Origin of the sequence: Hydrogenophaga sp. H7, from assembly GCF_002025745.1 — a bacterium.
Taxonomy (GTDB): Bacteria; Pseudomonadota; Gammaproteobacteria; order Burkholderiales; family Burkholderiaceae_C; genus Hydrogenophaga; species Hydrogenophaga pseudoflava.
In genome coordinates, this window is sequence record NZ_MCIC01000018.1 from 84559 (window position 1) to 106307 (window position 21749).

At 68.8% G+C, this 21749-nt stretch carries 22 protein-coding genes and 1 riboswitch; of the genes, 5 read left to right on the top strand and 17 right to left on the bottom strand.

The features are described from left to right. Nucleotide 1: 1 nt before the first annotated feature. From BC358_RS18055 to BC358_RS18065, 3 genes are read right to left on the bottom strand one after another with little or no spacing between them, the layout of a single operon-like run. Nucleotides 2-793, bottom strand: coding sequence for an ABC transporter permease (locus tag BC358_RS18055; RefSeq protein WP_079366905.1), 792 nt, complete (start codon nt 791-793; stop codon nt 2-4). A gap of 14 nt (nt 794-807) precedes the next feature. After that, nucleotides 808-1650: an ABC transporter permease gene (locus tag BC358_RS18060; protein WP_079366906.1), complete on the bottom strand. Its 843-nt coding sequence runs from the start codon at nt 1648-1650 to the stop codon at nt 808-810. Between the two features lie 25 nt (nt 1651-1675). Then, nucleotides 1676-2755 carry an ABC transporter substrate-binding protein gene (locus BC358_RS18065; protein ID WP_079366907.1) on the bottom strand — a complete coding sequence of 360 codons (1080 nt, stop codon included), beginning with the start codon at nt 2753-2755 and terminating at the stop codon, nt 1676-1678. A gap of 262 nt (nt 2756-3017) precedes the next feature. Here BC358_RS18065 and BC358_RS18070 point away from each other — a divergent pair, with 262 nt between their 5' ends. Beyond that, complete coding sequence (locus BC358_RS18070; RefSeq protein ID WP_079366908.1) at nt 3018-3887, top strand: TauD/TfdA family dioxygenase; 870 nt, start codon at nt 3018-3020, stop codon at nt 3885-3887. Nucleotides 3888-3911: 24 nt separating this feature from the next. After that, entirely contained in the window at nt 3912-5282 is a 1371-nt protein-coding gene (locus BC358_RS18075; RefSeq protein WP_079366909.1) for an LLM class flavin-dependent oxidoreductase, read from the top strand. Between the two features lie 67 nt (nt 5283-5349). Here the strand turns inward: BC358_RS18075 and BC358_RS18080 are convergent, their stop codons facing one another. The 4 genes from BC358_RS18080 to BC358_RS18095 are packed head-to-tail and all read right to left on the bottom strand — an operon-like array spanning nt 5350 to nt 8180. Then, on the bottom strand, nt 5350-6276 hold the full coding sequence (locus tag BC358_RS18080) for a CysB family HTH-type transcriptional regulator (protein ID WP_079366910.1): 927 nt from the start codon (nt 6274-6276) through the stop codon (nt 5350-5352). Between the two features lie 2 nt (nt 6277-6278). Next, nucleotides 6279-6494, bottom strand: a complete 216-nt coding sequence (locus BC358_RS18085) for a molybdopterin-binding protein (protein WP_066150175.1) — start codon at nt 6492-6494, stop codon at nt 6279-6281. Nucleotides 6495-6521: 27 nt separating this feature from the next. Next, nucleotides 6522-7118 (bottom strand): NADPH-dependent FMN reductase, encoded by a 597-nt coding sequence (ssuE, locus tag BC358_RS18090; protein WP_066150172.1) that lies wholly within the window; start codon nt 7116-7118, stop codon nt 6522-6524. Nucleotides 7119-7160: 42 nt separating this feature from the next. Further along, nucleotides 7161-8180 (bottom strand): sulfate ABC transporter substrate-binding protein, encoded by a 1020-nt coding sequence (locus BC358_RS18095; protein WP_079366911.1) that lies wholly within the window; start codon nt 8178-8180, stop codon nt 7161-7163. A 211-nt stretch (nt 8181-8391) separates the two neighbouring features. Here BC358_RS18095 and BC358_RS18100 point away from each other — a divergent pair, with 211 nt between their 5' ends. The 3 genes from BC358_RS18100 to BC358_RS18110 are packed head-to-tail and all read left to right on the top strand — an operon-like array spanning nt 8392 to nt 12093. After that, nucleotides 8392-9414 carry a ZIP family metal transporter gene (locus BC358_RS18100; RefSeq protein WP_079366912.1) on the top strand — a complete coding sequence of 341 codons (1023 nt, stop codon included), beginning with the start codon at nt 8392-8394 and terminating at the stop codon, nt 9412-9414. A gap of 26 nt (nt 9415-9440) precedes the next feature. Further along, nucleotides 9441-10805 (top strand): MBL fold metallo-hydrolase RNA specificity domain-containing protein, encoded by a 1365-nt coding sequence (locus BC358_RS18105; RefSeq protein ID WP_079366913.1) that lies wholly within the window; start codon nt 9441-9443, stop codon nt 10803-10805. Between the two features lie 16 nt (nt 10806-10821). After that, nucleotides 10822-12093, top strand: coding sequence for a lytic murein transglycosylase (locus tag BC358_RS18110; protein WP_079366914.1), 1272 nt, complete (start codon nt 10822-10824; stop codon nt 12091-12093). On the opposite strand, the gene BC358_RS18115 is transcribed toward BC358_RS18110, so the two are convergent. The 10 genes from BC358_RS18115 to BC358_RS22155 form a co-directional block, all read right to left on the bottom strand. Further along, on the bottom strand, nt 12065-12412 hold the full coding sequence (locus BC358_RS18115; RefSeq protein WP_079366915.1) for a heavy metal-binding domain-containing protein: 348 nt from the start codon (nt 12410-12412) through the stop codon (nt 12065-12067). The two genes, BC358_RS18110 and BC358_RS18115, sit on opposite strands and share 29 nt — an antisense overlap. A 79-nt stretch (nt 12413-12491) precedes the next feature. Then, on the bottom strand, nt 12492-12935 hold the full coding sequence (locus tag BC358_RS18120) for a hypothetical protein (RefSeq protein WP_066150160.1): 444 nt from the start codon (nt 12933-12935) through the stop codon (nt 12492-12494). A gap of 54 nt (nt 12936-12989) precedes the next feature. Further along, nucleotides 12990-14597, bottom strand: a complete 1608-nt coding sequence (locus tag BC358_RS18125; protein WP_079366916.1) for a DHA2 family efflux MFS transporter permease subunit — start codon at nt 14595-14597, stop codon at nt 12990-12992. 2 nt (nt 14598-14599) lie between these two features. Then, nucleotides 14600-15847: an efflux RND transporter periplasmic adaptor subunit gene (locus BC358_RS18130; RefSeq protein WP_079366917.1), complete on the bottom strand. Its 1248-nt coding sequence runs from the start codon at nt 15845-15847 to the stop codon at nt 14600-14602. A gap of 31 nt (nt 15848-15878) precedes the next feature. Next, the gene (locus tag BC358_RS18135) at nt 15879-17324 is read right to left on the bottom strand and encodes an efflux transporter outer membrane subunit (RefSeq protein ID WP_079366918.1); all 1446 of its coding nucleotides are present in this window, start codon (nt 17322-17324) and stop codon (nt 15879-15881) included. Between the two features lie 51 nt (nt 17325-17375). Then, nucleotides 17376-17786: a MarR family winged helix-turn-helix transcriptional regulator gene (locus BC358_RS18140; protein ID WP_255284126.1), complete on the bottom strand. Its 411-nt coding sequence runs from the start codon at nt 17784-17786 to the stop codon at nt 17376-17378. Nucleotides 17787-17962: 176 nt separating this feature from the next. Then, nucleotides 17963-18616, bottom strand: coding sequence for an ABC transporter ATP-binding protein (locus BC358_RS18145; RefSeq protein ID WP_066150890.1), 654 nt, complete (start codon nt 18614-18616; stop codon nt 17963-17965). Beyond that, the gene (locus tag BC358_RS18150) at nt 18609-20201 is read right to left on the bottom strand and encodes an iron ABC transporter permease (protein WP_079366919.1); all 1593 of its coding nucleotides are present in this window, start codon (nt 20199-20201) and stop codon (nt 18609-18611) included. The genes BC358_RS18145 and BC358_RS18150 overlap by 8 nt, the downstream gene beginning before the upstream one ends. A gap of 2 nt (nt 20202-20203) precedes the next feature. Beyond that, a complete protein-coding gene (locus tag BC358_RS18155; RefSeq protein ID WP_256861575.1) occupies nt 20204-21163 on the bottom strand; it encodes a thiamine ABC transporter substrate binding subunit in 960 nt (319 codons plus the stop codon). A 141-nt stretch (nt 21164-21304) separates the two neighbouring features. Next, nucleotides 21305-21413, bottom strand: a riboswitch (TPP riboswitch). Between the two features lie 80 nt (nt 21414-21493). Next, nucleotides 21494-21664, bottom strand: a complete 171-nt coding sequence (locus BC358_RS22155; protein ID WP_165961666.1) for a hypothetical protein — start codon at nt 21662-21664, stop codon at nt 21494-21496. Nucleotides 21665-21749 lie beyond the last annotated feature (85 nt).

Below are 21749 nucleotides of genomic sequence, written 5' to 3' on the forward strand. Positions count from 1 at the left end.
ATCAGTAACGGGCGACGGTGCGGTCGCGCCAGGCCAGCAGGCGGCGCTCCAGAGCGGACGTGATGGCGTTGAGGGCGTAGCCCACCAGGCCGATCACGGCCACGCCGAACAGCACCAGGTCCATCTGGAAGTGCTCGCGGCCGTCGATCAGGGTGTTGCCGATGCCGGGGCCGGACGCCATCAGGTATTCGCTGCCCAGCGTGGCCAGCCAGCTGTAGATCAGCGCCAGCTGCACCCCAGTGAAGACCGAGGGCGCGGCCGAGGGTGCGATCACGCGGGTGAGCTGCTGCCAGAGACCGAAGCCGTAGACGCGCCCCACCTCGATGAACTCGCGCGGCACGCTGCGCAGGCCCTCGAAGGTGTTGAGCACCATGGGGAAGAAGGCCGCCATGGCGATGAAGGCCACCTTGGCGCCGTCGCCCAGGCCGAACCACATCGAGAGCATCGGAATCCAGGCGAACAGCGAGATCTGCTTGAGCGTGTGGAAGGACGGGCCGACCAGGCGATCGGCCCAGCGCGACCAGCCCAGCAGCACGCCCACCGCCAGCCCGGCGCTGGCGCCCAGCAGGAAGCCCCGCGCGTTGCGCCACAGGCTGGCCGAGAGCGCGGCCCATAGCTCGCCGCTGGTGACCTGTTGCAACGCGCGGTCCCACACCGCGACGGGCGAGACCAGCAGCGGCGAGGTGGACCAGCCCGAGGCCACAGCCCACCACCAGAACAGCAGGATCAGCGCGGGCAGCACCCAGCCCCGCAAAGCCGGCGGCACGACGGTCAAAGAAAGTGTTCGTGACATGTTGGTCTCCTTGCTCACAAGCCGGGCTTGCGCCAGCGCAGCAGCCAAGCCTCGGCCAGCGACAGCAGCTTGTCGATCGCCAGGCCCACGATGCCCACCGCCAGCACCGAGGCCAGCACCACGTCCAGCTGGAACAGCTGGCGTCCGTAGACGATGAGAAAACCGATGCCTTCGGACGAGGCCAGCAGTTCCACCACCACCAGCGCCAGCCAGGCGTGGGTCAGGCCGTAGCGCACGCCGTTCCAGATCGGCGCCGTCGCAGCAGGGAACACCACCTTGGTCAGCATCTGCCAGCGGCTGAAGCCATAGACCCGGGCCACCTCGATGAAGCGGTTGGGCACTCCCTGGATGCCCTGGCAGGTGTTGAGCGTGACCGGCACCAGGGTGGCCTTGGCGATGAGCAGGAACTTGAGCGCCTCGTCGATGCCCACCAGCAGCATCAGCAGCGGCAGCCAGCCGATCACCGGCACCTGGGCGAAGGCCTTGAACAGCGGATACAGGTAGTCGCGCGCGGTGGGCGAAAGCCCCATGACCGAGCCCAGCGCTAGCCCGCCCAGCAGACCGATGCCGAAGCCGGTGAAGACGCGCACCAGGCTGATCGTGAGGTTGTTCCAGATCTCGCCGCTGGCCACCATGTCGGCGAAGGTACGGAACATCTGGGCCGGCGGCGGCAGCACCTGCTCGGGCGCCCAGCCCCAGACCGACGACAGCTGCCACAGCAGCAGCACGGCCAGCGGGAAGGGCCAGGCCCAGAGCCATTGCAGCGAAGGTCGCCAGTGCCGCACCACGGCGGTCGGCACGGTGGCCGCAGGCGCAGCCGGTGACAGCGGCACGGTCACACCAAGCGATGAAGACATGTCGGTCTCTCCAACCACTCGGTGTTCAGTTGGCCAACTGGCCGTCGGGTCCATAGACCGGCCAGTAGGTTTCGAGCTTGAGTTCCTTGAGCGCCACGTTCAGGTAGCGCCGGTCGAACCAGCTGTCGATCTCGGGCACTGAGCGCGTCAGCTTGAGGGCGTGGGCGTCCTTGGCCGCCTCCTTGTAGCGCGAGACGAGGAAGGGGTCGAGCAGCGGCGAGAGGCGCACGCGCAGCGGCTGACCGATGAAGTCCTCGCGCCAGATCTTCTCGGGGTACTCGGTCTTGCCCCAGCGCTCGAACAGGTCGGCCCGGTTCGCTTCGTTCGAGTAGCGGTGCGCCACCTTGACCAGCGTGGTCACCACGCGCTGCACGGCCTGCGGGTGCTTCGCTGCGAAGTCGTCGGTCACCAGCAGGTGGGTCTGGCGGGTGAACTTGTAGTTGTCGGCCGCGGCTGACCAGACGATCTTGGCCTGCCCCTTGTCGCGCAGGTCGAAGGCGCCGACGTAATCGAAGATGGCGTCCACGTCCTTGTTCAGCAGCGCGGTGCGGCCACCGGCCAGGTCCAGGTTGATGAGCTTGAGGTCGCTTTCCTTCAGGCCGTGCGCCGCCAGCGCGGCGGACGCGGCCAGGTGCAGGTTGGTGCCCTTGAAGAGCGCCACGCGCTTGCCCCTGAGGTCTTCGAGCCGGGTGATGCCCGAATCGGGCTGCACCGCCAGGTAGAGCCCGGTGCGCACGCCGCTGCCGGCGATCAGCCTGGTCTTCACACCGTTGGCGCGCGCCACGATGGCCGGCAGGTCGCCCTGCCAGGCGAAGTCCAGTTGTTTGTTGACCAGCGCCTCGTTGACGGCCGGGCCGGCGCCCTTGAAGAACACCCACTTGATCTCGACGCCGTCCTTGCGGAACTCGTCTTCAAACGCGCCGTCGGTGTAGGCCAGCGCGGTGGTGGTGCCGCCGTGGCGGATCGGGTTGCTGCCCACGCCGCCGGTGGCCACGCCGATGCGGATGACCTTCAGCGGTTCGGGGGCGGTCTGGGCCTGCGCGAGGCCGGTGGTGGACAGGGTGAAGGCCAGCGCGAGCAGGCCCAGTCGTTGACGTGGATTCATGGTTCCTCCGGTTGAATCGATGGCTGTGGACCGGACGGAATCTACGGACGGCGCCTTGCTCGGGGAACGAATGAAAACGGATATCCAAACGCAGCGCTGTTGTGGTCATGAGCTCATGCCGCGCAGTGCATGAGAACCCCCTGTTGGCCGCGTTTGCATATGCAAAACGCTTCGTTCACGGGGCGTGCGCGCGCACCCAGACTGGAAAAAGGACGGCGCCCTTCGTGCCCTCCACAGCAACCATCCAGTCAAGGAGTTCCCCATGTCCCAGCTCAACGACCTGCCCAGCGTCTATTCCCGTTTCAAGGCCGAGCCCTACACCCCGAACATCGGCGCCGTGATCCACGGCCTGGACCTGCGCCAGCCGCTGGACGAGGCCACCCAGGCCGAACTGCGCGACGCGCTGGCCCGGCACGAAGTGATCTTCTTCCGCGACCAGACCCTCACACCCGAACAGCACGTGGCCTTCACGCGCAGCTTCGGCGGCGTGGCCGAGGTCAAGGCCTTCTTCCCGAGGCTCGAAGCGCACCCCGAGATCGAGATCGTCGAGAGCACGTCCGAGAAGCCGAAGGCCGCCAGCAACTGGCACGCCGACATCACCTGGCGCGAACAGCCGCCCCTGGGCACCAGCCTGTACGCGCAGGTGATTCCCGCCACCGGCGGCGACACGCTGTGGGCCAGCCTGACCGCGGCCTACGACAGCCTGCCGCCGGCCTTCCAGGCCTACCTGGAAACACTCACCGCGGTGCACACCTGGGAGATCAGCGGCTGGACCGAGTACCTGCTGCGCAAGGACGCCAGCGGCGACGAGCTGAAGGCCGCGCGCGCCAAGTACCCGCCGGTGGAACACCCGGTGGTGCGCGTGCACCCGGTCACCGGCAAGAAGATCCTGTACGTCAACAGCACCTTCACCAGCCATATCAAGGGACTGTCGCGTTCGGCCAGCGACGCGCTGCTGACCCAGCTGTTCGAACTGGCCCGCGTGCCCGAATTCCAGGCCCGCCTGCGCTGGGCGCAAGGCACGCTGGCGGTGTGGGACAACCGCTCGACCCAGCACTACGCGGTGGGCGACTTCTTCCCGCAGCACCGCAAGCTGCACCGCATCACGATCACGACCGACCAGACCTTCTGATCGCACAACAAGGAGGAAACCAACATGACCCAAGCGCAACTGCAACCGCTACGAAAGCTCCGCCTCGGCGCCTTCATCATGGCCACCGGCCACCACATCGCGGCCTGGCGCCACCCCGGCGCCCAGGCCGATGCGGGCGTCAACATCGACCACTACATCGAACTGGCACAGACGGCCGAGCGCGGCCTGTTCGACCAGGTCTTCGTGGCCGACAGCCCCGGCATCTGGCACCAGGGCGACCGCGAGTCGTTCAGCCGCCAGGGGCGCCTCTCGCACTTCGAGCCGGTCACGCTGTGGGCCGCGCTGTCGGCGGTGACCAGGCACATCGGCTTCGTGGCCACCGCGTCCACCACCTACGAAGACCCCTACCTGCTGGCGCGCAAGTTCGCCTCACTGGACCACATCAGCAAGGGCCGCGCGGCCTGGAACGTGGTGACCACCAGCGCCGAGAACGTGCACGGCAACTTCGGCCTGGACGCGCACCCGGACCCGGCCCTGCGCTACGAGCGCGCCCACGAGTTCGTCGATGTGGTCAAGGGCCTGTGGGACAGCTTCGAGGACGACGCCTTCCTGCGCGACAAGGCCTCGGGCGTGTACTTCGACCCTGACAAGCTGCACGCGCTCAACCACATCGGCAAACACCTCAAGGTGAAAGGGCCGCTGAACATCGAGCGCCCGCCGCAAGGCCACCCGGTGATCGTGCAGGCCGGCTCGTCCGAAGACGGCAAGGAACTGGCAGCCGCCACGGCCGAAGCCATCTTCACCGCCTGGACCAGCCTGGCCGAAGCGCAGGCCTTCTACAAGGACGTGAAGGGGCGCCTGGCCAAATACGGCCGCCGGCCCGACCAGCTGCTGGTGCTGCCGGGTATCTCGCCGGTGATCGGCCGCACGGAAGAAGAAGCCCAGGCCAAGTGGGCCGAGCTGCAGGCGCTGATCCACCCCTCGGTGGGCCTGGCCACGCTGGCGCCGTTCTGGCCGGGTGAAGACCTGTCGAAATGGGACCTGGACGCGCGACCACCCTACATTCCCGAACCACCCAAGGGCATCAATAGCCGGGCACATGTGGTGCTGGAACTCGCGCGGCGCGAACGCTACACCGTGCGCCAGCTCTACGAGTACCTGGCCGGCGCGCGCGGCCACTGGGTGGTGGTGGGCACGCCGGTGCAGATCGCCGACCGTATCCAGGAATGGTTCGAGAACGGCGCCGCCGACGGTTTCAACATCATGCCGCCGGTGCTGCCGCAAAGCCTGAACGAGTTCGTCGACCTGGTGGTGCCGGAGCTGCAGAAACGCGGCCTGTTCCGCACCGCCTACGAAGGCGCGACGCTGCGCGAGAACCTGGGGCTGGAACGACCCGCCAGCCGCTACGCAGAACCGCAGGCCAAGGCGGCCTAATCAGACGATGTGCGTGGGGTTGAAGCGGGGTGCTGCCAGGGGGCAGGCCCCGCTCTTTTTCGGAAGCTCAGGCGCTGTCCTGCGCCGCCATCACCGCCTCGCGCGTGAGCGTGGGCACGAAGGTTTCGATGAAGCCGTAGGCGAAGCCGGGCAGCCAGTGGTTGCGGCGCAGGCCCAGGCGGGTCAGGTTGATCTGGAACAGGTGCCCCGCGTCGATCGCGTGCAGATGCGTGTCGCGCTCCTCGTCGAAGGCGATGGAGGCGACGATGCCCACGCCCATCTCCAGCTCGACGTAGGTCTTGATCACGTCCGCGTCCATGGCGGTCAGCACCACGTCGGGCCGCAGGCCCGCAGCCGCAAACGCGTCGTCGATGTGCGAACGGCCGGTGTAGCCGACCTCGTAGGTGATGATGGGAAACGCGACCAGGTCCAGCAGCGTCACCGGTCGTTCCAGCGACAGCAGCGGGTGCCCGGGCGGCACCACGATGCTGTGGCTCCAGCGGTAGCACGGCAGCGTCACCAGTTGCCCGTAGCCGGCCAGCGCCTCGGTGGCCACGCCGATGTCGGCGTCGCCCGCCAGCAGCATCTCGGCCACCTGCCGGGGCGAGCCCTGGTGCAGATGCAGCGTGACGCGCGGGTAGCGCTGGCGGAAGTCGCGCACCACGTGCGGCAGCGCGTAACGCGCCTGCGAGTGCGTGGCCGCAATCGACAGGCGCCCCTCGTCGCGGCCCTGCAGTTCCTGGCCGGCGCGGCGCAGGCTCTCGGCGTCCAGCAGCACGCGCTGGATGATGGGCAGCAGGGCCTTGCCGGCCGAGGTGAGACCGAGCAGGCGCTTGCCCGAACGCACGAACAGCTCGACGCCCAGTTCCTCCTCCAGCTCGCGCACCTGCCGGCTCACGCCGGGTTGCGAGGTGTGCAGCACCGAGGCCACCTCGGTCAGATTGAAGCCGCAGCGCTCGGCCTCCCGGACCGAGCGCAGCTGTTGAAAGTTCACCCTCAGACCTTCGCGATGGACACCTCGGTGGACTTGACCAGCGCGACCACGTCGGACCCCACGGCCAGCCCCAGGTCGACCACCGAGCGGGTGGTGATGACCGAGGTCACGACGCCCCAGGGTGTCTCGACATCGACCTCGGACACGACATCGCCCTTGATGATTTCCTTGACCTTGCCGCGGAACTGGTTGCGGACGTTGATGGCTTGAATGGACATGACAGAAGCTCCTTTGAAAAAAAGTGGTCAGACGCTGTAGAGCGCCTGTGAAAAAGGCACGGGACGGGGCACGGGCACCGCAGACAGTCGCAGCCCCTCCTGCAGCAGGGTGTGCGTGGCGTCGTCCAGTCGCTGGGCGATCTCGCCGCCGATCTGGTAGTCGCCCGCCTCATCCTTCGGAATCTGCGCGTCGGAGGCGTACACCCCCGGCAGGATGTGGCGCGCGCCGAGCGACTGCAGCACCGGCCGCAACGCGTAGTCCAGCGCCAGCATGTGGTGCGGGCTGCCGCCGGTGGCGATGGGTAGCACCGCCTTGCCCTTGAGCGCGGTCTGCGGCAGCAGGTCCAGGAAGACCTTGAGCACGCCGCTGTAGGCGGCCTTGTAGACCGGCGTGGCGATCACCAGCGCGCGGGCGTTGGCCACCTGCTCGATGGCGCGCACCACGCTGGCGTGGCCCCAATCGGCCAGCAGCAGCGCCTGCGGCGAGAGGTCGCGGATACGCAGGCGCTCCACGCGCAGGCGCCGGTCGTCGACCGCGGCGTGCAGGCGCTCCGCCACACCGTCCAGCAACGTGGCCGAGCGCGAGTGTTCGGTGGGGCTGCCGGCGATCAGCAGAACAGACATGAAGAACTCCCTGAGGTGTGTGACCGCAGACTGTGCGGCGCCTTATTTGCGGGTGTAGATCTGGTCAAACGACGCGCCATCGGCGAAGTGCTCCTTGGCCGCCTTCTCCCAGCCGCCGAAGGCCTCGTCGATCCTGAACAGGTTGAGCTTGGGGAACTGCTGGCCGTACTTGGCCTGGGCCTTGGCCGAGACCACCGGGCGGTAGAAGTGCTTGCCGATGATGTCCTGGCCTTCTTCGGTGTACAGGTACTCCAGGTAGGCGGTGGCCACGGCGCGCGTGCCCTTCTTGTCCACGTTCTTGTCCACCACGGTCACCGCCGGCTCGGCCAGGATGGAGAGCGAGGGATAGACCACGTCGAACCTGGTGTTGAACTCCTTCTCCAGCAGGTAGGCCTCGTTCTCCCAGGCGATCAGCACGTCGCCCTGGTTGCGCTGGGCGAAGGTGATGGTGGAGCCGCGTGCGCCGGTGTCGAGCACCGGCACGTTGCCGTACAGCTTGGCCACGAATTCCTTGGCCTTGGCGTCGCTGCCGAACTTGCGCTTGGCGAATTCCCAGGCCGCCAGGTAGTTCCAGCGGGCGCCGCCCGAGGTCTTGGGGTTGGGCGTGATGACCTTGACGTCGGGGCGGACCAGGTCGTCCCAGTCCTTGATGCCCTTGGGGTTGCTCTGGCGCACGGCCAGGATGATGGTGGACGCGTAGGGCGTGCTGTTGTGCGGCAGGCGCTTCTGCCAGTCCTTGGGGATCCAGCCGCCGTTGACGTGCAGCGCATCGGTGTCACCGGCCAGGGCCAGGGTGGCGACGTCGGCGTCCAGCCCGTCGATGATGGAACGGGCCTGCTTGCCCGAGCCGCCGTGGCTCTGCTTGATGGTCACGTCCTGGCCGGTCCTGGCCTTCCAGGCCTTGGCGAAGGCGGCGTTGAATTCCACGTACAGCTCGCGCGTCGGGTCGTACGACACGTTGAGCAGGGTCACGGGGGCGGGCTGGGCCCAGGCGGCGCCGGTGGCGGCGGTCAGCGCGGCGGCTGCGATCAGCGAAGTGGTGAAGTGGCGGCGGGTGTTCATGGTGTTGCTCCGGATGGGGTGATCAAGGGAGCGGATCATGAAAGCCGGTCATCAAAACTGGAACGAATACGTTTTCAGTTGTTTATTACCAAATCAACTGAGCAGCCTCACCACAGCCGTCTATCGCGTTCATTCGGACAATCAAATGGCCTCAATAGATAGTTTTTGACAAACTACCAGCCATTGCCGATTGCCTCGCTGGAGAACCGCCATGACCGCCCTGATCCGCCAAGTCCGCCCCGTCTGGTTGCAGATGCAGCAGCTGGAACTGCCGGTGCCGCCGCATGCGCTGCGCAACGCTCTGCTGGCCCTGGGCGCGGGCCTGCTGCTGATGGCTGGGCTGGCCGCGGGCAGCACCTTCTGGACCCCCACCCGCCTCTGGTGGGACGCCACCGGCGCCAGCAGCGGCATGACGGCCGGCGTGCAGGCCTCTTTCCTGGCGGCCATGGCCACCGCGGTGGGCGCCCTGCCCGTCTTTCTGGTGGAGCGCCTGGGCAAGCGGCAGGAAGCGGCCTTCATGGCCTTCGCCGCGGGCGTGATGCTGGCCGCGGCCTTCTTCGCGCTGCTGCTGCCCTCGCTGGACGCGGGCCGCGCGCTCATGGCCACCACGGGTGCCGGCGCGGCCGGCGCCGCCGGCCTCACCGCGCTGGGCCTGGCCCTGGGCATGGCGCTGATGCTCGCCATCGACCGCTTCACGCCGCACGAACACGCCGTGCTGCCGCCTGCGGCCGCCGGCCACGCCATGCCGCAAACGGACGAACACACCGCCGGCCAGCGCGCCTGGCTGATGGTGCTGGCCATCCTGATCCACAACGTGCCTGAAGGCCTGGCCGTGGGCGCCGCCTATGCGGGCAGCGCCCTGGGCGTGGACGGTGGCGCGGCGGTGAATGCGGGTGCCCCGGTGGCGCTGGCCATCGGGCTGCAGAACATGCCCGAGGGCCTGATCGTCGCCATGGCCTTGCGCACCCTCGGCCAGAGCGCCGGCCGCTCATGGGCTGTGGCCGCGCTCACCGGCCTGGCCGAGCCCTTCGGCGCCATCGTGGGTCTGGCCGTGCTCGGCAGCCTGCCGGCCTTCTACCCGGTGGGCCTGGCGGTCGCGGCCGGCGCCATGCTGTTCGTGGTCAGCCACGAGATCATTCCCGAGACGCACCGCAACGGCTTCGAGGGCATGGCCTCGGTGACCCTCATGGCGGGCTTCATCTTCATGCTGCTGCTCTCCGAGACACTGTCCTGAGCCCCCTGCGGGGTAACATGCCCCGCATGAACGTCCACATCCGCTTCCTCGGTGCCGCGGGCACGGTCACCGGCTCCAAATACCTCGTCGAGTTCAACGGCCAGAGCCTGCTGGTCGACTGTGGCCTGTTCCAGGGCTACAAGCAGTTGCGCCTGCGCAACCGCGACCCGCTGCCGGTGCTGCCCAACCACATCGGCGCCGTGCTGCTGACGCACGCGCACCTGGACCACAGCGGCTACCTGCCACTGCTCGCCAGGGAAGGTTTCCACGGCAAGGTCTGGTGCACGACGGCCACGCGCGACCTCGCGCAGATCCTGCTGCCCGACAGCGGCCACATCCAGGAAGAAGACGCGGCCTTCGCCAACCGCAAGGGTTTCAGCAAACACGCGCCCGCCCTGCCGCTCTACACCGAGGCCGACGCGCTCGATTCGCTCAAGCTGCTGCACACCGTGCCGATGGACCGCGCCTTCGAGCCGCTGCACGGCTGGACGGCCCGCTTCATCCGCGCCGGGCACATCCTCGGTGCGGCCAGCCTGCTGCTGGAGGTGGGCGGCAAGAAGATCCTGTTCTCGGGCGACCTGGGCCGACCCGACGACATGCTGATGCTGCCGCCCGAGAAGCCACCCGCCGCCGACGCGGTGGTGATCGAGTCCACCTACGGTGACCGCGAGCACCCGGACGAAGACGTGCTGGCCGAACTTGGCCCGGCCCTGCAGCGCGTGGCCGCGCGCGGCGGCACCGCCGTGCTGCCGGTGTTTGCCGTCGGCCGCGCACAGGAGATCCTGCACGCCGTCGCGCTGCTCAAGGCCAACGGCGTGCTGCCACACAGTCTGCCGATCTATCTCGACAGCCCGATGGCCGTGCACACCACCGACCTCTACGACCGCCACCTGGGCGAACACCGCCTGAACGCCGCGCAGTGCCGCGACATGGAGCATGTGGCGAAGATGGTCACCTCGGTCGACCAGTCCAAGGCCATCGCGCAGCAGCACGGCCCCAAGGTCATCCTCTCGGCCAGCGGCATGGCCACCGGCGGCCGCGTGCTGCACCACCTGGCGCTCTACCTGGGCCACCACCGCAACATGGTGGTGCTCACCGGTTACCAGGCACCGGGCACGCGCGGCGACTCGCTGTCCCGGGGCAGCAAGGCCATCCGCATCCACGGGCAGGACGTGCCGGTGCGCGCCGAGGTCGTGCAGCTGCAGTCCGCCTCGGCCCACGCGGATGCCAGCCAGCTCATGGACTGGCTGCGCGCCTCACCGCACGCGCCGCACCGCGTGTTCGTCACGCACGGCGACCCGGGAGCCTCCGACGCGCTGCGCCAGCGCATCGAGCGCGAACTCGGCTGGCGCGCCCTCGTTCCCGAACACGGTTCCACCTGGGCCGTCTGATTCCTTTTCCGTTTTCATGAACCGCCTCTCCCCGCTTCTGGCGACCGCTGCGCTGGCCATCGCCCTGCCCGCATTCGCACAGACCGAGCCCACCGCCATACCGCCCGAGTTCACCCGGTGCCTCGACGGCCTGCGCGACGCCGCGCGCCGCGAGGGCGTGTCGGAAACCACCTTCCGCTTCCTCACACGCGACCTTGCGCCCGACATGAGCGTGATCGACAAGCTGAACTACCAGCCCGAGTTCAGCATGCCGATCTGGGACTACCTCAGCGGCCTGGTCGACGACGAGCGTGTGCAGCAGGGCCAGGCCATGTTGCAGCAGCACGCGGCAGTGCTCGAACGGGTGCAGCAGCGTTTTGGCGTCGACCCGGCCACCGTGGTCGCGGTCTGGGGCGTGGAGAGCAACTTCGGCCAGAGCCAGGGCAAGTACCCGCTGGTGCAGGCGCTGGGCACGCTGTCGTGCTACGGCCGGCGCCAGAGTTTCTTCCAGGGCGAGCTGTACTCTGCCATGCGCATCCTGCAGGCCGGCCACATCGCGCCCGAGCGCCTGCTCGGCTCCTGGGCCGGCGCCTTCGGCCACACGCAGTTCATGCCCAGCACGTTCGAGCGCCTGGCCGTGGATGGCGACGGCGACGGCAAGCGCGACCTGATGGACAACACCGCCGATGCGCTGGCCTCCACCGCCAACTTTCTGGCCAAGGCCGGCTGGCAGAGCGGCCAGCCCTGGGGCTTCGAGGTGCAACTGCCGCCCGGTTTCAGCACCGACGGTGAAGGCCGGCGCAGCAAGCGGCCGATCAGCGAATGGGCGGCGCGCGGGCTGCTCAAGGTCGATGGCTCGGCGCTGCCCGCGGGCCTGGGCAGCGCCGGCCTGATGACGCCGGCCGGCCACACGGGCCCGGCCTTCCTGGTGTTCAAAAACTTCGACGCGATCTACAGCTACAACGCCGCCGAAAGCTACGGCCTGGCCATTGCCCACCTGAGCGACCGCCTGCGCGGCGCCCGCCCGTTCACCACCCCCTGGCCCACCGACGACCCCGGCCTCTCACGCGCCGAACGGCGCGAACTGCAGGTCCTGCTGCTGCTCGCAGGCCACGACGTGGGTCTGGTCGACGGCATGCTCGGCGACAAAAGCCGCAACGCGATCCGCGCCGAGCAGGAGCGGCTGGGGCAGGAGGTCAACGGGCGGGGCGGGATGAAGCTGCTGCAGGCGCTGCGCGCCGAGACGCCGCCTGCAGCGCCTACAGCGCCTGCCGCGGAGATCACCCCAGCTTCACCGCCGTCCCGCTGACCGCGACCATCATCATCCCGTTGGTCTCGCCCATGACCTCGTAGTCGAAGTCGATGCCGATCACGCCGTTGGCGCCCAGTTCTTTCGCAGCCTCGATCAGGCCTTCCAGCGCGGCATCGCGCGCGCCCGACAGCGCCCGCTCATAGCCCCCGGCCCGGCCGCCGACCACGTCGCGGACTGACGAGAACATGTCGCGGAAGATATTGGCGCCGATGATGGCCTCGCCGTTGACCACACCCAGGTACTGGCTCTGCCTGATGTCCGGCGGCGTGGTGGTAGACAGGAAAAAACCGTCGGTGCTTTTGGAAAACCAGCCCATCTGTGTGCTCCGTTTGAGTTGAAAACGCACCGCGTGGCGGGTGCCTACCGATTCTGACCGCGCGGCCCTGTGGCGGCGATCAGAGCCAGCCGAACTGGGCGCGCACCTCGCGGGCCGTGACGTTGACCGGCGCGGTGCCGGCCTGGATGTACTGGCGCAGGTTGGTCGCACGCACGCCGCCACCGTCCTGCCCCAGCACGGCCACGCCCTTGATGCGCCAGCCCCGCTCGCGCAGACCGGCCACATAGGTCTGCGCGTCGGGGTAGCCCATGAGGTCGGTGTGCACGGCATTCGGCAACAGGGCGAACAGCACCGCCTGGCAGCGCGAACGGTTCACCTCCTGGACAAAGTCGTCCAGCGTCGTGCGGGTGTTCTGCAGCGCGCCGACGCGGGCATAGAAGCGCACCGGTTTGCCCGATTGCAGCTGGATGTCGCGCACGCTGCGGTTGAAGCAGCCGGTGAGGCTGCGGATGACGGAGGTCTTGCGGGTGTTGGCGTTGCCGATCAGCAGGTATGCGTCCATGCCGCCATTCTCATGCAGCGCGGCGGCCCTGCCGCGCTGCACCTGCGGCGGGCGTCAATGCGCCCCGCCGCCCCCGCCCGCAGCACCGCGCGCAGGCCTGGAAAGCCACACCACGCCGACCAGCAGGAAAAACAGGCCCGACGACAGATAGAACAGGTCGGTCACCGCGAGGGTGTAGGCCTGCTGGCTGAGAATGCGGTCAACGCTGGCCAGCGCCTGCTCACGGCTCATGCCGGCGGCCATGAGCTGGTCCAGGGTGCCCACGGCGGTGGCGCTGCCGCTGTGCACGGCTTCAACCAGTTGGGCATGGTGCATGGCGGCACGGTTGTCCCACAGGGTGGTGAACAGCGAGGTGCCGACCGCACCTGCGGTGATGCGCACAAAGTTCGACAACCCGGCGGCCGAGGGCATCTGCTGCGGCGTCAGCCCCGAAAACACGATGGCCTGCAACGGGATGAAAAAGAACGCCATGGCGGCGCCCTGCAACACCGTCGGGATCAGGATGGTCGTGAAGTCGGCCTGGGTGTTGAAGTGCGAGCGCATCCACAGCACCACCCCAAAGCCCACGAAGGCCACGGTGGCGAGCTTGCGCGGGTCGATGCGAGCGACGTTCTTGCCGACCCAGGGCGAGAGCACGATGGCCAGCAGCCCCACCGGCGCCGTGGCCAGGCCGGCCCAGGTGGCGGTGTAGCCCATGAACTGCTGCAGCCACAGCGGCAGCAGCACCACGTTGCCGAAGAACAGACCATAGGCCACCGACAGCGAGAGTGTGCCGGTGAGGAAGTTGCGCCGCGCGAAGAGGCGCAGTTCGACGATGGGGTGCTGGTCGGTCAGTTCCCAGGCCAGGAAGAACAGGAAGCTGACCACCGACACCACGGTCAGGGCGATGATCTCGCCGGACTCGAACCAGTCGAGCTCCTTGCCCTTGTCGATCATGATCTGCATGGTCCCGACGAACAGCACCAGCAGCAGCAGGCCCACCACGTCCAGCGGCACGCGGCGCGGCCCCGGGTCGCGCTTGTGATAGATCGACCAGGTCAGGGCGGCGGCGAAGATGCCCACCGGGATGTTGATGTAGAAGATCCAGGGCCAGGAGATGTTGTCGGTGATCCAGCCCCCCAGCAGCGGGCCGGCCACCGGTGCGACCAGCACCGTCATGCCCCACATGGCCATCGCCATGCCGGCCTTGGCCGGCGGGTAGCTGGCCAGCAGCAGGGTCTGCGACAGCGGGATCATGGGACCGGCCACCAGACCCTGCAGCACGCGGAAGGCGATCAGCAGCTCGATGTTGGGCGCCAGGCCGCAGAGCCAGGACGCCACGACGAACAGCAGCACGCTCATGGTGAACAGGCGCACCTGACCGAAGCGCTGGGTGAGCCAGCCGGTCAGCGGCACAGCAATGGCGTTGGCCACCGCGAACGAGGTGATGACCCAGGTGCCCTGTGCCGGGCTCACGCCCATGTCGCCCGCAATGGCGGGGATGGAGACGTTGGCGATGGAGGTGTCGAGCACGTTCATGAACGTGGCCAGCGACAGCGCCAATGTGCCCAGCACCAGTTCCCGCCCCTGCAAGGGCGGGTAGGCCACCGGCCGCGCGGGTGGCGCAGGCGGGGGTGGTGATGGCGCAGCGGAGTCCGGCTGCGCGGTGACAGGGGCCGACATGATCAGGCCTCGTTACCGCCTGCCACGGCGGCGTGGGCACGAGCGACGCCGCTGTTGGCCGCGATAATCTGTCGCACACGGGCATCGGCCTCGCGGCTGTCCTGCTCGAACACCTTGGTCTCGGCCGGAGCTGCGGTGCTGGCATCGGCGGCCAGCACGCCACCATCGGTCTGGCTCACATCCACACGGGCTTCCATCGACAGGCCCACGCGCAAGGGGTGCTGCTGGAGCTCGGCGGCATCGAGCTTGATGCGCACCGGCACGCGCTGCACCACCTTGATCCAGTTGCCGGTCGCGTTCTGCGCCGGCAGCAGGGCGAAGGCTGCGCCGGTGCCGGCACCGAGGCCATCGATCTGACCGTGGTAGACCACCTTGGAGCCGTACACATCGGCGGTGAGCTCGGCCGGCTGGCCCAGGCGCAGCTTCTGCAACTGGCTTTCCTTGAAGTTGGCCTCGACCCAGACCTGGTCGAGTGCGATCACCGACAGCAGCGGCGCACCGGCCTGCACGCGCTGGCCGAGCTGCACATTGCGGCGCGCCACATAGCCGTCCACCGGCGCCTGGACCTCCACACGGCGCAGCGCCAGGAAGGCCTCACGCACCCGCGCCGCGGCGCGCTGCACGCTCGGGTGCTGGTCGAAGGCGACCCCCTCGGTGAGCGACTGGCTGGACGCGAGCTGCTCGCGCGCGGCCAGCAGGGCCGAGCGCGCCGCTTCGGCGCTGCTGCGGGCCGCGGCCAGCTGGGCGCTGACGTGGTTGAACTCTTCGCGCCCCACGGCGCCGGTGGCCACCAGCGGCTGGCGGCGGTTCACGTCGTCCTGCAACCGGGCCTGCTCGCTCTGGGCGCGGGCCAGATCGGCCTCGCGCAAGGCGATCTGCGCGGCCAGCGTGCGGTTGTTGGCGTACAGCGTGCGCACCTCGCGCACGGTCTGGGCCAGCTGCGCCTCGGCCTGGTCGAGCGCAACCTGGGCGTCGGCCGGGTCCAGGCGAACCAGCCACTGGCCGGCCTTGACGTGGTCGGTGTCGTTGGCGTTGATGGCCACCACGGTGCCGCCGGTCTGCGGGGTGAGCTGCACCACGTTGCCCTGCACATAGGCGTTGTCGGTGGTTTCGTAGTGATTGAGCACGAGCGCCCAGTAGGCGCCGTAGCCGACGGCGGCCAGCGCCACGGCGGCGGCCACGCCGGTGAGTGCCTTGCGGCGGGCGGTGTTGCTTTGGGGGGCGGGGGTGGTGGTGTCGGGGGTGGTCATGTCGAAATTCCGTGAGCGTTGGGGTGTGGCATCAGCCGCGCGATGGCGTGGGGGTGTCGTCCGTGTAGCCACCGCCCAGTGCGCGCACCAGACCGATGCGGGCGGACAGGTCGCGGGCCCGCAGGTCCACGCCCAGGCGGCGCTGGGTGAGCCGCGTGGTCTCGGCAGTCAGCACGGTGAGGTGGCCGGTCAGACCAGCGCGGTAGCGCTGCAGCGCGATGTCGTACGCCGATTCGGCGGCGGCCAGGGCCTGGGCCTGCTCGGCCTGCTGGCGCTGCACCGACTGCAGGCTGCTCAGCTGGTCGGCCGCGTCGCGCACCGATTCCAGCAGCGCGCTGTTGTAGCCCTCGATGGCAGCGTCCAGTTCGGCGGTGCGCCCCCGCAGGTTGGCGCGCAGGGCGCCACTGTCGAAGATCGGCAGGCGGATCGCCGGCCCCACGCCAAACTGTCGGCTGTCGGCCTCGATCAACCGGTCCAGCCCGATACTGGAGAGCCCGATGAACGCCGCGAGATTGACGTTGGGATAGAACTGCGCACGGGCCACGTCCACCCCACGCATGGCAGCTTCCACGCGCCAGCGCGCGGCGGCCAGGTCGGGCCGGCGGCCGAGCAGGTCCGCCGGCACCCCGGTTGGCAGATCACCGGCCTGCAACCGCGACAGGTCCACCCTGAGTGTCTCGAATGCGTTCGGTGGCTGCGCCACCAACGCGGCCAGCGCATGGCGCGCAAGTGCGATCTGTTCATCGAGCGCTTCGATCTGCTGGCGCGCGTCGGGCAAGGCCCCCTCCCCCTGGCGCAGTTCGACACGGGTGTCGAGCCCCGCGTCCACGCGCTGGCGGATCACGGCCAGCATCTGCTCCCGCTGGGTCAGGGTGCGCTGCGCCACCTCGCGCTGCGCCTGCAGCCGTCCCAGCTGCACCCAGGTCTGTGCCACCTGACTGGCCAGCAGGTTGCGGGCCGCCTGCAGGTCGGCCTGCGCGGCACGGGTCTGCCCCAGGGCCGCGTCCAGAGCGGCCCGGTGGCGCCCGAAGAAGTCGAACTCCCACTGGGCAGCCACTTGCACGTTCGCCAGGGTCCGGATGGAACCACCCAGCGGAGCCGGGTAGATGCTGGTGGCGCTGAAATGCTCGCGGGTGGTGTCCGCCGACGCATTCACATGAAGGCCGCCGGTGGACTGCTCGCCCTCCACCGCGGCCTGCGCCCGGGCCAGCCTTGCCTGCGCCACCTTCAGGCTGGGCTGCGATCGCAGGGCTTGCTCGATGAGATCCGACAGCGTGTCGTCGCCCCAGGCCCTCCACCAGTCGGTGGCCAGCGGGGCGGGCGCCGCGGTCTGCGCCAAACCCAGGTCGGAGGCGTTCAGCGGCTGTGCAGATGCGGAAATCCCTTCCGTGCTGGCGCAGCCAGCCAGAAGGCCAGCCGCGGCCAGAACCACCGCGGCGGAGCCAAGGCGGAAAACAATTAACTGATCAGGCTTCATTTGCTTAGTCAATTTTTTGAGCCAAAAAAAAGCGGCGAACCAGTGCCGCCTTCACCCGGCATCGCGCAATGCATCCCCGGTCTCGGCCATGCGTGTCAGGTAACCCTTGAGGGCCTCCCATTCCGACTTGGAAAACCCCGCCAGGTGGGCATTGAGCACGTCCGACAGAACCTGCGGCACATGCACCAGAGCCGCCTCGCCCTCGGGTGTGAGGTCGACCAGAACCACCCGCCGGTCTTCGGTCGAACGCACACGCTTGCACAGTCCTTTTTTCTCCAGCCGGTCCAGAAGGCGCGTCATGGCGCCGGCATCGGAGTTCGTCCAGCGGGCCAGTTCGGCCACCGTGCTGCGACCACCGTTGGACTGCAGGTGCTTGAGGGGCCCCCACTGTGCCGTGGTCAGGTCATGCGCCACCAGCCGGTTGTCCACCTGCTGGACGACAGACAGCAAGATCCGCTTCATGAGAAAGCCCAGGCTTTCCTCGGCGTTGTAGGTTTCCGCCTTGTAAAACTGGACGGGTTTCGGAGTTCTGGACATGGCAGCGGCGGGCGACGAAGGGAGTCCCAGTATATACCTGCCTAGTCAATTAATGACCAGGCATCTTATGCCCGGAAGAATGCAAGGGCCTCTACGAACGCTCACCACAGGGGCTGCGGGCGCCCCTCACGCAAGGTCCACGCATGTTGCGCCATGGCCTGGGCCTCCTGCGCGTCGTGCGTCACCAGGATCGCGGCCATGCCGGCCTCGGTGATGCGCTCGCGAAACTCGTCGCGCAATTGCTCGCGCAGGTGGGCATCCAGCGCGCTGAAAGGCTCATCCAGCAGCAGCGCTCTGGGCTGCGTGATCAGCGCACGCGCCAGCGCCACACGCTGCTGCTCGCCGCCCGAAAGGGTCCAGACGCGCGCGTCGCCGTGACCGGCCAGGCCGAAGCGCGCGAGCATGGCCTGCGCGCGATCGCGGGCCTCGGTCTTGCGCACGCGCTGCTCGATCAGGCCGAAGGCCACGTTGTCGCGCACGTTCAGGTGGGGGAACAGCGCGAAGTCCTGAAACATCAGCGCAAAGCGGCGCCGCTCGGGCGGCCAGCCGGTGATGTCCACGCCGTCGAACCAGACGCTGCCCTGCTCCGGCGCTTCGAGCCCGGCCACGATCTTGAGCAGCGTGCTCTTGCCGCTGCCCGAGGCACCGAGCAGCGCCACCGTCTCGCCCGCGTCCACGCGCAGGTTCACGCCGGACAGCAGCGGCCATTCGGGTGCGTCGTGCCAGTGTTTGTGGATGTCGCGCAGTTCAAGCATGGCGGGCATTGTCCCCGGCGCGGCGGTCGCGGCCCTCGATCAGCAGGAAGGCCAGCAGCGCCAGCGCCATCAGCAGCGCCGCGAGCACGAAGGCCGCATCCAGCGGGGCGGCGCCGGGCCGGCCCAGGTGCTGGTGGATCAGGGTGGTGAGCGTGGTCCATTCGGGCCGCGAGAGAAACAGCGTGACAGCGAACTCGCCCAGCGCGGTGGCGGCGGCAAAGGCCATGCCGCGCCGCAGCGCAGGCGCGATCATCGGCAGCGTGACGCGCCGGAACACGCGCCAGGGGGTGGCACCGAGCGTGGCCGCGGCCTGCGCGCAGTGGACCGGCAGGCCGTCAAGCGCGGCGGTTACAGACTTGGTGACGAAAGGCCAGGCCAGCAGCGCGTAGGCCGCCAGCAGCACCGGCAGGCTCGCGCTCCAGTCGGGGTAGAGCAGCAGCAGGCCAAAGGCTACGCTCACCGGCGAGACAACGAAAGGCAGGAAAGCCAGCGCGCGCCAGGTCACCGAAGACTGCAGGGCGAAGGCGTGCGACAGGCCGAGCGCGGTGGCGAACACCACGGCCAGCACCGAGAAACGCAGCGTGTTGCCCAGCGCGGCCAGGGTGTCGGCATCGGTGAGCACGGCCGCGCCCTGGCCGACGAACAGCGCCGACGCGGCGTGCCAGAGGATGGCCGCCAGCGGCGCGACACAGACCAGCACCAGCAGCCCCATCGCGCCCGCCACACCCAGCCACTGCAGGGCCGTGGCCGGCCGCTGCCGCGGCACAGGCGCGACCCGCGCCGGCGCCGCCAGCCGGCGCTCCAGCCAGGCGTAGGCCAGGGCCACGGCGCCGGTCAGCGCCATCATCCAGACCGCGAGCACGCCCGCACGGCCCAGTTCCAGCTCGTGCGCCACCAGGGTGTAGATCTCGACCTCGGCGGTGGCGTAGCGCTGGCCGCCCAGCACCAGCGCGAGGCCGAAGCCCGCGAAGCAGTAGAGGAACACCAGGCACAGTGCCGACGCCAGCCAGGGCGCGATGGCCGGCCACTCGATGCGCCAGAACGCGCGCCAGGGCGTGGCGCCCAGGGTGCGCGCGGCTGCGAGCCGCTGCGCGCCGACCTGCTCCAGCGCGTCGACACCGGCGCGCACCACCAGGCAGAGGTTGAAGAACAGGTTGCCGTAGAGCAGCAGCCAGGGTGTGTCGGTGAGCTCGACGCCGGCGTCGGCCAGCGGCCCGCCGATCAGGCCGCGCGGCCCCCACAGCGCCAGCACGCCCATGGCCGCCACCAGGGTCGGCACCACGAAGGGCAGCATCAAGAGGCGCAACACCAGCGCGCGCCCCGGGAACTCGCGCCGCGCCAGCACCCAGGCGCAGGGCAGGCCCAGCAGCAGCGCCAGCGCACAGGTGATGCCCGCCTGCGCGAACGACCACAGCACGCGCCAGCGCAGGTAATCGTCCTGCCAGACGTCCAGCCAGCGCAGCGGCTCGGCGCCGTCGGCCGCGCCAGGCGCCAGCCCCTCGGCCAGCAGCCGCAGCACCGGCGCCACCAGCACCACCGCCAGAAACACCAGCGGCAGCGCAGGCAGCAGCCAGCGGCGAGACATCCTCACTTCAAGACTGTCTTGGTCCAGCGCTGCAGCCAGGCCTTGTTTTTGGCGGTCACATCGGCGGCCGACGGGTTGTCGAACGCCGTCGGCTCCACCGCATGGGTCTTCATCACGTCCACCCGCGCCGCGCCGGCCTCGGCCGGATACATCCACATCGTGGTCTGCAGCGCCTGCTGCGCCGGGGCCGAGCGCAGGAACTCGATGAACTTGCCGGCGGCTTCGCGCGCGGCCGGGTTGCCGCCCTTGACCAGGGCCACGCCCTCGACCTGGCGGAACACGCCCCCCTTTAGGAACAGGTTGGCGGTGGGCGACTCGGTGATCTTCTCCTTGCTGTAGAAGACCTCGGCCGCCGGGCTGCTGGCGTAGCTCACGACGATGGGGCGCGTGCCGCCGTTGCGCGTGAACTCGGTGTAGTAGGCCTCGGTCCAGCCCTTGACCACCTTCACGCCGTTGCCGCGCATGCGGCCCCACCACTGGAATGCGCCCTCTTCGCCCAGGCCGGCGATGGTCGCGAACAGGAAGGCCTGGCCGGGGCTGGAGGTCGCCGGGTTCTGCACCACCAGCAGCTTGGCGTAGGCGGGCTTGGCCAGGTCGTCCAGCGAGGCCGGCAGCGCCAGGCCCTTCTTCGCGAACCAGGCCTTGTCGATGTTGAGGTTGACGTAGCCGAAGTCCACCGGCACCACGCCGCCGTCCATGCTCACCGCTGCTGCGCGCTGTGCCGCCGGGCCGGTGTAGGGCTCGACCACGCCGGCGGCCAGCGCGCGCGGCAGCAGGGTGTTGTCGATGCCAAAGGCCACGTCGGCGATCGGCTTGGCTTTCGTCAGGATGAGCTTGTTGGTCATCTCGCCCGCATCGCCGGCCTTGACGATCTGCAGCCGCACGCCCGCGTCCTTCTCGAACTGCGCCAGCAGCTCCTTGGGCAGATCGAAGGAGCTGTGGGTCAGAACCCGCAGGGGCATCGGTGCCTGCGCCTGGGCCAGGCCCGCGAGCGACAACGAAGAAAGGGAGAGGAGCGCCGAAAAGAGAAACCGCCGTTGCATGTGCATCCGCCTTGTCAAAACGCCCGCGAGGGCTTGAGCAGGACGGACCACGGCAAACGGCGGACCGGCTTGTCACGCTCCCTACGCTGGCACAACCCAGATCAGGTGAGAGGGGTATTTCTCAGCCGCCGCCCGCATTGCTGCGGGCCCGGCACCCCCGGTGAAGCCGGCAATTTTAATCGGCGGGCCCAAAAAACCGAAAAGGCCCTGACGGGCCTTTTCTCGGGGTGGGGACCGGACCCCAGGCGATCAGCCGCCCTTCTTCGAACGCTTGCCGGGGTTCTTCTTGCTGCGCGTGGCGACACCACGCTCCAGGCTCACGCGCTGGCCGCGGCCGGGGGTGGGCAGCACCACGCCGTCGGCGGCGGTGGGACGGGGAGTGGCTTTGCGGTCGGCTTCGGTGACGATTTTGTTGCCCATGTCGGTCTCAAGGGAAAGTTGGTTGGAAACCCCGTATTGGACCACATGACCACGTCCCCCATGGGGAGCCTGGCCGGAGCGCTAA

Bases quoted from the DNA above. Each gene is read 5' to 3' on its own strand.
- BC358_RS18055 (WP_079366905.1), bottom strand. From the start codon at position 793: ATGTCACGAACACTTTCTTTGACCGTCGTGCCGCCGGCTTTGCGGGGC.
- BC358_RS18130 (WP_079366917.1), bottom strand. From the start codon at position 15,847: ATGACCACCCCCGACACCACCACCCCCGCCCCCCAAAGCAACACCGCC.
- ssuE (WP_066150172.1), bottom strand. From the start codon at position 7,118: ATGTCTGTTCTGCTGATCGCCGGCAGCCCCACCGAACACTCGCGCTCG.
- BC358_RS18070 (WP_079366908.1), top strand. From the start codon at position 3,018: ATGTCCCAGCTCAACGACCTGCCCAGCGTCTATTCCCGTTTCAAGGCC.
- BC358_RS22155 (WP_165961666.1), bottom strand. From the start codon at position 21,664: ATGGGCAACAAAATCGTCACCGAAGCCGACCGCAAAGCCACTCCCCGT.
- BC358_RS18145 (WP_066150890.1), bottom strand. From the start codon at position 18,616: ATGCTTGAACTGCGCGACATCCACAAACACTGGCACGACGCACCCGAA.
- BC358_RS18060 (WP_079366906.1), bottom strand. From the start codon at position 1,650: ATGTCTTCATCGCTTGGTGTGACCGTGCCGCTGTCACCGGCTGCGCCT.
- BC358_RS18065 (WP_079366907.1), bottom strand. From the start codon at position 2,755: ATGAATCCACGTCAACGACTGGGCCTGCTCGCGCTGGCCTTCACCCTG.
- BC358_RS18100 (WP_079366912.1), top strand. From the start codon at position 8,392: ATGACCGCCCTGATCCGCCAAGTCCGCCCCGTCTGGTTGCAGATGCAG.
- BC358_RS18140 (WP_255284126.1), bottom strand. From the start codon at position 17,786: ATGAAGCGGATCTTGCTGTCTGTCGTCCAGCAGGTGGACAACCGGCTG.
- BC358_RS18125 (WP_079366916.1), bottom strand. From the start codon at position 14,597: ATGTCGGCCCCTGTCACCGCGCAGCCGGACTCCGCTGCGCCATCACCA.
- BC358_RS18110 (WP_079366914.1), top strand. From the start codon at position 10,822: ATGAACCGCCTCTCCCCGCTTCTGGCGACCGCTGCGCTGGCCATCGCC.
- BC358_RS18075 (WP_079366909.1), top strand. From the start codon at position 3,912: ATGACCCAAGCGCAACTGCAACCGCTACGAAAGCTCCGCCTCGGCGCC.
- BC358_RS18115 (WP_079366915.1), bottom strand. From the start codon at position 12,412: ATGGGCTGGTTTTCCAAAAGCACCGACGGTTTTTTCCTGTCTACCACC.
- BC358_RS18155 (WP_256861575.1), bottom strand. From the start codon at position 21,163: ATGCCCCTGCGGGTTCTGACCCACAGCTCCTTCGATCTGCCCAAGGAG.
- BC358_RS18120 (WP_066150160.1), bottom strand. From the start codon at position 12,935: ATGGACGCATACCTGCTGATCGGCAACGCCAACACCCGCAAGACCTCC.
- BC358_RS18150 (WP_079366919.1), bottom strand. From the start codon at position 20,201: ATGTCTCGCCGCTGGCTGCTGCCTGCGCTGCCGCTGGTGTTTCTGGCG.
- BC358_RS18105 (WP_079366913.1), top strand. From the start codon at position 9,441: ATGAACGTCCACATCCGCTTCCTCGGTGCCGCGGGCACGGTCACCGGC.
- BC358_RS18085 (WP_066150175.1), bottom strand. From the start codon at position 6,494: ATGTCCATTCAAGCCATCAACGTCCGCAACCAGTTCCGCGGCAAGGTC.
- BC358_RS18135 (WP_079366918.1), bottom strand. From the start codon at position 17,324: ATGAAGCCTGATCAGTTAATTGTTTTCCGCCTTGGCTCCGCCGCGGTG.
- BC358_RS18095 (WP_079366911.1), bottom strand. From the start codon at position 8,180: ATGAACACCCGCCGCCACTTCACCACTTCGCTGATCGCAGCCGCCGCG.